This is a genomic window from Micromonospora tarensis, assembly GCF_016803395.1.
Taxonomy (GTDB): Bacteria; Actinomycetota; Actinomycetes; order Mycobacteriales; family Micromonosporaceae; genus Micromonospora; species Micromonospora tarensis.
On the sequence record NZ_JAEVHL010000285.1, the window covers coordinates 1 to 7,551 of the forward strand.

Consider the following 7,551-nt stretch of genomic DNA (forward strand, 5'->3'; position numbering starts at 1 on the left):
GTCGAGCCGTCCCGCACCGTCGAGCCGTGCACCGTCAAGCCGTCCCGCACCGTCGAGCCGCTCCGCACCGTCGAGCCGCCCCGCAACGCCAGAGCGCTCCACCCGGTCGGTCCGGTCGCCGGCGCGCCGGGGGCTGGGCGTCGGCCGGGGCGACAGCAGCCGGGGTGGCACCGCCTCCGGCGCGGTGACCGGCGCCAGACCAGCGACCACGGTGTTGACGATCTCGGCCGCGTACGAGCCGTCGGGGTCGTAGTCCGGGTCGAAGACGGTCAGCTCCACGCCGAGGCAGTGCGGGGTGTCGACCAGGCCGGCGAGCAGGATCTCCAGCTCGGCGAAGGCGATCCCACCCGGGTCGGGGGCGTCCACGGCGGGCATCACCGCGGGGTCGAGCACATCCACGTCGATGTGCACCCAGTAGCCAGCGCAGTCGGCGAGCTGCTCGTGCGCCCACTGGGCCGTCCGGGCGGCGCCTTCGGCACGCAGCGCCGGCACCGGTCGGGTGGTGATCCCGGCGGCTTGCAGGTCGAGCCGGTATTCGTCCTGCGCGCGGATGCCGAGCACCACCACGTCGATGTCGCGGAAGTAGGGCCGACGACCCTCCAGCGCGGCCAGGTCGGCCTGCCCGCGCCCGGTGACCAGGGCCAGGTCCTCGCCGGCGGCCGCGCCGACGTAGGAGACGTTGCCGGGATGCCGGAAGTCGGAGTGCCCGTCGACGAAGACCAGCCCGATCCGCCCGCCGACGGCCTCGCCGAGGCGGTGCATGGCCAGGGCGGAGCCGAGCAGCACGGAGCAGTCGCCACCGAGCACCACCGGGAACTCGCCCCGGTCGATGATCGAGCCGATGCGTTCGGCGAGGGCCAGCGAGTAGTCGGCGATCTCCCGGGCGTGGCACACCCCGTCGCCGGGCCGCCAGTCGCCCGGGTCGTACCGGGCGGGGGTGACGCAGCCGGCGTCGCGGGCGCGCAACCGGGCCAGCAGGTCGTGGTCGCGCAGCGCGCCTGGCGCCTTGGCGCAGCCCGGCACCGACGTGGGCGTCGGCGGGCGCAGACCGAGATTTGTCGGCGCGTCGAGGACGGCGATTCGGCGCATCGTGAGCTCCCGTCCTCGGTGGTCGGGCGGGCCGGCCGGAACGCGGCCCGCGCTGGCGTGCTACGAACTCAGAACAGGGCGCTGGCCAGGGCCCGGCGTGCCGAGGCGACCGCCGGGTCGTCCGGGCCGGCGATGGAGAAGAGCGAGACCAGGTGCTGACGGACCGTCTCGCGGTCCTCGCCGGCGGTGCGCCGGACCAGACCGACGAGCCGGGCGTACGCCTGCTCGGCCAGACCGCTGAGCACCTCGATGTCGGCGGCCAGCAGTTGGGCTGCGACGTCGTCGGGGGCGCTCTCGGCGGCAGCCAGCGCGGCGGACGGGTCGGCGCCGGCCACTCGGCGGGCCACCCCGACCTGGGCCAGCCCGGCCGTGGCCGCGGGGTCCGCCGGGGCATCGGCCAGGATCTTCCGGTACGCCTGCTCGGCGGCGTCCAGATCGCCGCTCATCAGCGCGTCGTCGGCCTCGTCGAGGCGGGGGTCCTCCGGCTCGGCGACGGTCACCCCGCCGGCCTTGAGCACGGCTTGGAGCCACTGCCGCAACTGCGGCTCGGGCACCACGCCGGAGAAGGCGTCGACCGGTTGGCCGCCGACGACCGCGTAGACCATGGGGATGCCCTGGACCCGGAACATCTGGGCGATGCGGGGGTTTTCCTGCACGTCGACCCGGGCCAGCACCCAGGCGCCGCCGCCCTCGGCGTTCAGCCGCTCCAGCACCGGCGCGAACTCGTCGCTCTCGGGGAAACCGGCCGCGCCGAAGAACACGACGACGGGCGTGGTCATCGAGCGTTCGAGCACGTCGGACTGGAGGGTCGCCTCGGTGACGTCGACGATGGCGGTGTCACCGCCGGCGGCGGGCGCGCCGGGCGCGCCGTTTGTCGGGCCACCGTGCGGGCGCGTGCCGGGGCGGGTACTGGCTGGTGCGGGGCCACGCAGCGTGCTGAGGTCGACCGCGCCGCGGGTGAAGATCGACGAGGTGATCCGTGGGTCGCTCATGGTTACCTAGTCTCGCACGTGAGCCCGGATTCTCAGCTCACCCGCAACCCCGACGTTGCAACTCTCACCTCGGCCATTTCACCCCCACCCCAACCCGCCGCGATCCCGTACTTGCTGCCGCGAGAAGCGACGTTCGTGCCGCTTCTCGCCGGCAGCAAGTGCAAGATCAACAGGGGCGGACGGGTCAGAAGCGGGCCGGCTCCCGGTAGGTGCCCCACTCGGCGCGCAGCGCGTCGCAGATCTCGCCCAGCGTCGCCTCGGCGCGGACCGCGTCGAGCATGGCGGGGATCATGTTCTCGTCGGTACGGCTGGCCTCGATCATCCGGGTCACCGCCGCCCGGACCGCCGACTCGTCCCGCGCGCCCTTGCGTTCGGCGAGCACCCGGCGCTGTTCCAGCTCCACCTCGTGCGAGATGCGCAGGATCTCCAGCTCCTTGGCGACCGTTCCGGTGTGGCAGTTGACCCCGACGATCTTCTTGTCGCCCTTCTCCAGGGCCTGCTGGTAGACGAAGGCCGACTCGGCGATGTGCCCGGTGAACCAGCCGTCCTCGATACCGCGCAGGATGCCCGAGGTCATCGGGCCGATCTGGTGCGGCCCCTCCCCACCGAGCTGCCGGATCCGGGCGAAGATCTCCTCCGCCTCGGCCTCGATCTTGTCGGTCAGCGCCTCGACGTACCAGGAACCGCCGAGTGGGTCGGCCACGTTGACCACGCCGGTCTCCTCCATCAGCACCTGCTGGGTACGCAGGGCGATCTCGGCCGACTCGTCGGTGGGCAGCGCCAGGGTCTCGTCCAGCGCGTTGGTGTGCAGCGAGTTGGTGCCGCCGAGCACCGCCGCGAGCGCCTCGACGGCGGTGCGTACGACGTTGTTGACCGGCTGCTGCGCGGTCAGCGACACCCCGGCGGTCTGGGTGTGGAACCGCAGCCACAGGGCCTTCTCGCTGGTGGCGCCGTAGACGTCGCGCAGCCAGCGGGCCCAGATCCGACGGGCGGCCCGGAACTTCGCAATCTCCTCGAAGAAGTCGAGGTGCGAGTCGAAGAAGAAGCTCAGCCCCGGCGCGAACACGTTGACGTCCAGCCCGCGCGACAGACCCAGCTCCACATAGCCGAAACCGTCGGCCAGCGTGTACGCCAACTCCTGCGCGGCGGTCGAGCCGGCCTCGCGGATGTGGTAGCCGGAGACCGACAGCGGCTTGTAGCGCGGTATCTCCCGGGCGCAGTACTCCATCAGGTCGCCGATCAGGCGCAGGTGCGGCTCGGGGTCGAAGAGCCACTCCTTCTGCGCGATGTACTCCTTGAAGATGTCCGTCTGCAGGGTGCCGTCCAGCTTGGACAGGTCAGCGCCCTGCCGCTCGGCGGCGACCAGGTACATGCAGAACACCGGCACGGCCGGGCCGGAGATGGTCATCGAGGTGGTGACGCCGGCCAGGTCGATGCCGTCGAAGAGCGCCTGCATGTCGGTGGCGGTGTCGATGGCGACGCCGCAGTGACCGACCTCGCCGAGCGACTGCGGGTCGTCCGAGTCGCGGCCCATCAGCGTCGGCATGTCGAAGGCGACCGAGAGGCCGCCACCGCCGGCGCCGAGGATCATCTTGTACCGCTCGTTGGTCTGCTGGGCGTTGCCGAAGCCGGCGAACTGCCGGATCGTCCAGGTCCGCCCGCGGTAGCCGGTCGGATACAGACCCCGGGTGTACGGGTATTCGCCAGGCCAGCCGATCCGCTCGAAGCCCGGGTAGGCGCTGCCCTCCGGCGGTCCGTAGACCGGTTCGACAGGCATCCCGGAGAGCGTGGTGAAGTCCGCCTCCCGCTTGCGCGCGGCGTCGTACCGGGCCTGCCAGCGCGCCCGTCCGGCGTCGATCTCGTCGGCGTCCATGAGCAGGGCTCCTCCTCGGGTCCTCGACTGCACGTCGAGTGTAAGGCCCCTACCTGAACGATCGCTAAGTCGTGTCGTACCCGCCGGTAACCGGTGGCCCGACAGCCGTTTCGGCTGTCGGGCCGGACGAATCAGCCGGCGGCCACTCCCGGCTGGTTCAGCTCGATGTCGTCCACCGTGACGTTCACCTGGGTGACGGTCAGGCCGTACTTCTCCACCGCGTCGATCACCGCGGCCCGCACCGCCTCGGTCACGTCGGCCACGACGTGCCCGGCGTCGATCACCAGGACCACGTTGATGACCGCCGAGCTGCCCTTCACGTCGGCCGAGACACCCCGGCGGGCGTCGCCCACCTCGTCCAGGCCGACCTTGTCGAAAACGCTGTTGAAGAACCGGGCCACGTCGCCGCCGAGGTCGGCCACGCCGGGCACCGAGCGAGCGGCGGCGCCGGCGATCTTCTCCACGACCTCGTCGGAAACCGACGTGACGCCCCGGGCCGCGCCCGCTGCGGGCTGCCCTCCACCGGCGTTCTCCACCGCGTCCGTCATGATCACATCTCCCCTGGTTCCGGCGCTTGTGGACCGATCGTGTCGTCAGCCCGCCGCGCGACAGTCTCGCTTCCGGCCACGCGCCGCGAGCCTACTAAAACCGGAGTGACACTCGCTTCCGGCTCGGGGCGCGCCCCGCCAACCCGCCGTCCGAGCGGCGAACCCCGCTACGCGTGCGGATCTCGCGCCCGACCGGTCAGCGAGCGAGTTGGACGAGCAGATCGTCCGCCGCCGTGTACGGGTCGAGCGCACCCTCGGCAACCTTGGTGGCGAGCGCGGCCAACTCCGTACCGTCGCGCAGTGAACCGATCCGGGCGCGCAGGACGCCGAGCGCGATCGCCTCGATCTCGGCGGCGGCCCGCGCCTCCTGGCGGCGGTGCAGCTCGCCGTGCTCGACCAGCCAGCCCCGGTGCTTGTCGATGGCGGCGGCGATGTCGTCGATGCCCTCGCCGCGCGCGGCGACCGAGCGGACCACCTGCGGCCGCCACTGCCCCGGCCCACGCTCACCGAGAGCGATCATGCCCTGGATGTCCCGGACCGTGGCGTCGGCACCGTCCCGGTCGGCCTTGTTGACCACGAACACGTCCGCGATCTCCAGGATGCCGGCCTTGACCGCCTGGATGGCGTCGCCCATCCCGGGCGCGAGCAGCACCAGCGTCGTGTCGGCCAGCGAGGCGACCTCCACCTCGGCCTGCCCGACCCCGACGGTCTCCACCAGCACCACGTCGCAGCCGGCGCCCTCCAGCACCCGGACCGCCTGCGGCGTCGCCGCGGCCAGCCCGCCGAGGTGCCCCCGGCTGGACATCGACCGGATGTAGACGCCCGGGTCGGTGGCATGGTCCTGCATCCGCACCCGGTCGCCGAGGATCGCGCCACCGGTGAACGGGCTGGACGGGTCGACCGCCAGCACGCCGACCCGGTGTCCCTGCGCCCGCAGCGCGCGGACCAGCTCGTTCGTGGTGGTCGACTTGCCCACCCCGGGCGAACCGGTCAGCCCGACCACCTGCGCCTGCCCGGCGTACGGGGCCAGCGCCGCGGCGATCGCCGGCAGCAGCGCGTCGCCGTTCTCCACCAGCGTGATCAGCCGGGCCACCGCGCGGGGATCACCCGCGCGGGCCCGCTCGACCAGCAGCGGCACGTCCCGGCTGCGGCGCACCGATGTGCTGCCCGCTGCCGGAACGTGCTCGGCCGCCTCGCTCACTGCATCATCCTTGTTCGCGGCTGCGGGGCTCGCAAGACCGGCTCACTCCTCGCGCTCACTGGGCCGCCTCTGTTCGCGGCTGCGGGGCTCGCAAGACCGGCTCACTCCTCGCGCTCACTGGTTGGCCGCGGCATTTCCCGGCACGTGGATGATCAGGGCATCGCCCTGACCGCCGCCACCGCAGAGCGCCGCCGCGCCGGTGCCACCGCCGCGCCGCCGCAACTCCAGGGCGAGGGTGAGGACGAGCCGCGCGCCGGACATGCCGATCGGGTGCCCCAGCGCGATCGCGCCACCGTTGACGTTCACCTTGTCCGGGCTGATCCCGAGGTCCCGGGTGGACTGGATGCCGACCTGGGCGAAGGCCTCGTTGATCTCGATGAGGTCCAGGTCCGCCACGCTCAGGCCACCCTTCTTCAGGGCGTGGTTGATCGCGTTGGACGGCTGCGAGTGCAGGGAGTTGTCCGGGCCCGCCACGTTGCCGTGCGCACCGACCTCCGCCAGCCAGGTCAGCCCCAGCTCGGTCGCCTTGGCCTTGCTCATCACCAGCACCGCGGCCGCGCCGTCGGAGATCGGCGACGAACTGCCGGCGGTGATGGTGCCGTCCTTGGCGAAGGCGGGCCGCAGCTTGGCCAGCGACTCGACGGTGGTGTCCGGGCGGATGCCCTCGTCCTCGCTGATCACCAGCGGATCACCCTTGCGCTGCGGGATGACCACCGGGGTGATCTCGTCGGCGAAGTGGCCGTTCTTCTGCGCGGCGGCGGCCCGCTGGTGGCTGGCGGCGGCGAAGGCGTCCTGCTCCTCGCGGGAGATGCCGTGCTTGGCGCCGAGCCGCTCGGTCGACTCGCCCATCGAGCAGCAGTCCCAGGCGTCGCTGAGCCCGTCGTGTGCCATGTGGTCCTTGACCACCACGTCGCCGTACTTGTAGCCGGTGCGCTGGCCCATCAGCAGGTGCGGGGCGTTGGTCATCGACTCCATGCCGCCGGCCACCACGATGTCGAACTCGCCGGCCCGGATCAGCTGGTCGGCCAGGGCGATCGCGTCCAGCCCGGAGAGGCAGACCTTGTTGATGGTCAGCGCCGGCACGGACATCGGCACGCCGGCCTCGACCGCCGCCTGCCGCGCCGGGATCTGACCGGTGCCGGCCTGCAACACCTGACCCATGATCACGTACTGGACCTGGTCCGGGCTGACGCCGGCCCGCTCCAGCGCCGCCTTGATGGCGATCCCGCCCAGCTTCGTGGCCGGGAGGTCCTTGAGGTTGCCCAGCAGCCGGCCCATCGGGGTCCGGGCGCCGCTGACGATCACCGAAGCCATGCCTGCCTCCGAGGGGTGCCGAGCTGTACGCCTTAACGATTGTTCGGCCAGACTAGCGTCATGGCCGAGAACTCCCCCGCCGAGCCCGGTGCGGACTACGTCACAGACATCGGGCTTCGCAAGATTGACCACGTCGGGATCGCCGTGGCCGACCTGGACGCCGCGATCGACTTCTACCAGCGGACGTTCGGGATGCGCTGCGTGCACGTCGAGACCAACGCCGAGCAGGGCGTCCGGGAGGCGATGCTGGCCGTCGGGCCGAGCACCGAGGGCGGCTGCGTGCAGTTGCTCGCCCCGCTCACCCCGGAGTCGACGATCGCCAAGTTCCTGGATCGCAACGGGCCGGGCGTGCAGCAGGTCGCGTACACGGTGGTGGACATCGACGCGGCCTGCGCGGCGCTTCGCGAGCGCGGCATGCGGCTGCTCTACGACACGCCGAGGCGCGGCACGGCGGACAGCCGGATCAACTTCGTCCACCCCAAGGACGCCGGCGGAGTCCTGGTCGAACTGGTCCAACCCGCCCCCACCCCCCAC

Annotated in this window: 7 protein-coding genes; 1 reads left to right on the forward strand and 6 read right to left on the reverse strand. The window is 72.1% G+C overall.

What is annotated here, in order from left to right; genetic code table 11:
• The 6 genes from JM949_RS31445 to JM949_RS31470 all read right to left on the reverse strand — a co-directional run.
• On the reverse strand, positions 1–1,089 hold a 1,089-nt coding region (locus tag JM949_RS31445), incomplete at its 3' end, for an arginase family protein (protein ID WP_238434233.1).
• Positions 1,090–1,157: 68 nt separating this feature from the next.
• Entirely contained in the window at positions 1,158–2,081 is a 924-nt protein-coding gene (locus tag JM949_RS31450; RefSeq protein WP_203151741.1) for a tetratricopeptide repeat protein, read from the reverse strand.
• Positions 2,082–2,265: 184 nt separating this feature from the next.
• Positions 2,266–3,954, reverse strand: a complete 1,689-nt coding sequence (locus JM949_RS31455; RefSeq protein ID WP_203151742.1) for an acyl-CoA mutase large subunit family protein — start codon at positions 3,952–3,954, stop codon at positions 2,266–2,268.
• Positions 3,955–4,085: 131 nt separating this feature from the next.
• Positions 4,086–4,502 (reverse strand): Asp23/Gls24 family envelope stress response protein, encoded by a 417-nt coding sequence (locus tag JM949_RS31460; RefSeq protein WP_203151743.1) that lies wholly within the window; start codon positions 4,500–4,502, stop codon positions 4,086–4,088.
• Between the two features lie 196 nt (positions 4,503–4,698).
• Positions 4,699–5,703 carry a methylmalonyl Co-A mutase-associated GTPase MeaB gene (gene meaB, locus JM949_RS31465; protein ID WP_203151744.1) on the reverse strand — a complete coding sequence of 335 codons (1,005 nt, stop codon included), beginning with the start codon at positions 5,701–5,703 and terminating at the stop codon, positions 4,699–4,701.
• Between the two features lie 114 nt (positions 5,704–5,817).
• Positions 5,818–7,017 (reverse strand): acetyl-CoA C-acetyltransferase, encoded by a 1,200-nt coding sequence (locus tag JM949_RS31470; RefSeq protein WP_203151745.1) that lies wholly within the window; start codon positions 7,015–7,017, stop codon positions 5,818–5,820.
• A 60-nt stretch (positions 7,018–7,077) separates the two neighbouring features.
• Here JM949_RS31470 and mce point away from each other — a divergent pair.
• The coding region (gene mce, locus JM949_RS31475) for a methylmalonyl-CoA epimerase (RefSeq protein ID WP_203151746.1) at positions 7,078–7,551 on the forward strand (474 nt) is incomplete at its 3' end.

What these genes read in the sequence shown, in the direction of transcription:
- JM949_RS31450 (WP_203151741.1), bottom strand. Translation starts at nt 2,081, where the DNA reads ATGAGCGACCCACGGATCACCTCGTCGATCTTCACCCGCGGCGCGGTC.
- JM949_RS31455 (WP_203151742.1), bottom strand. Translation starts at nt 3,954, where the DNA reads ATGGACGCCGACGAGATCGACGCCGGACGGGCGCGCTGGCAGGCCCGG.
- JM949_RS31460 (WP_203151743.1), bottom strand. Translation starts at nt 4,502, where the DNA reads ATGACGGACGCGGTGGAGAACGCCGGTGGAGGGCAGCCCGCAGCGGGC.
- JM949_RS31470 (WP_203151745.1), bottom strand. Translation starts at nt 7,017, where the DNA reads ATGGCTTCGGTGATCGTCAGCGGCGCCCGGACCCCGATGGGCCGGCTG.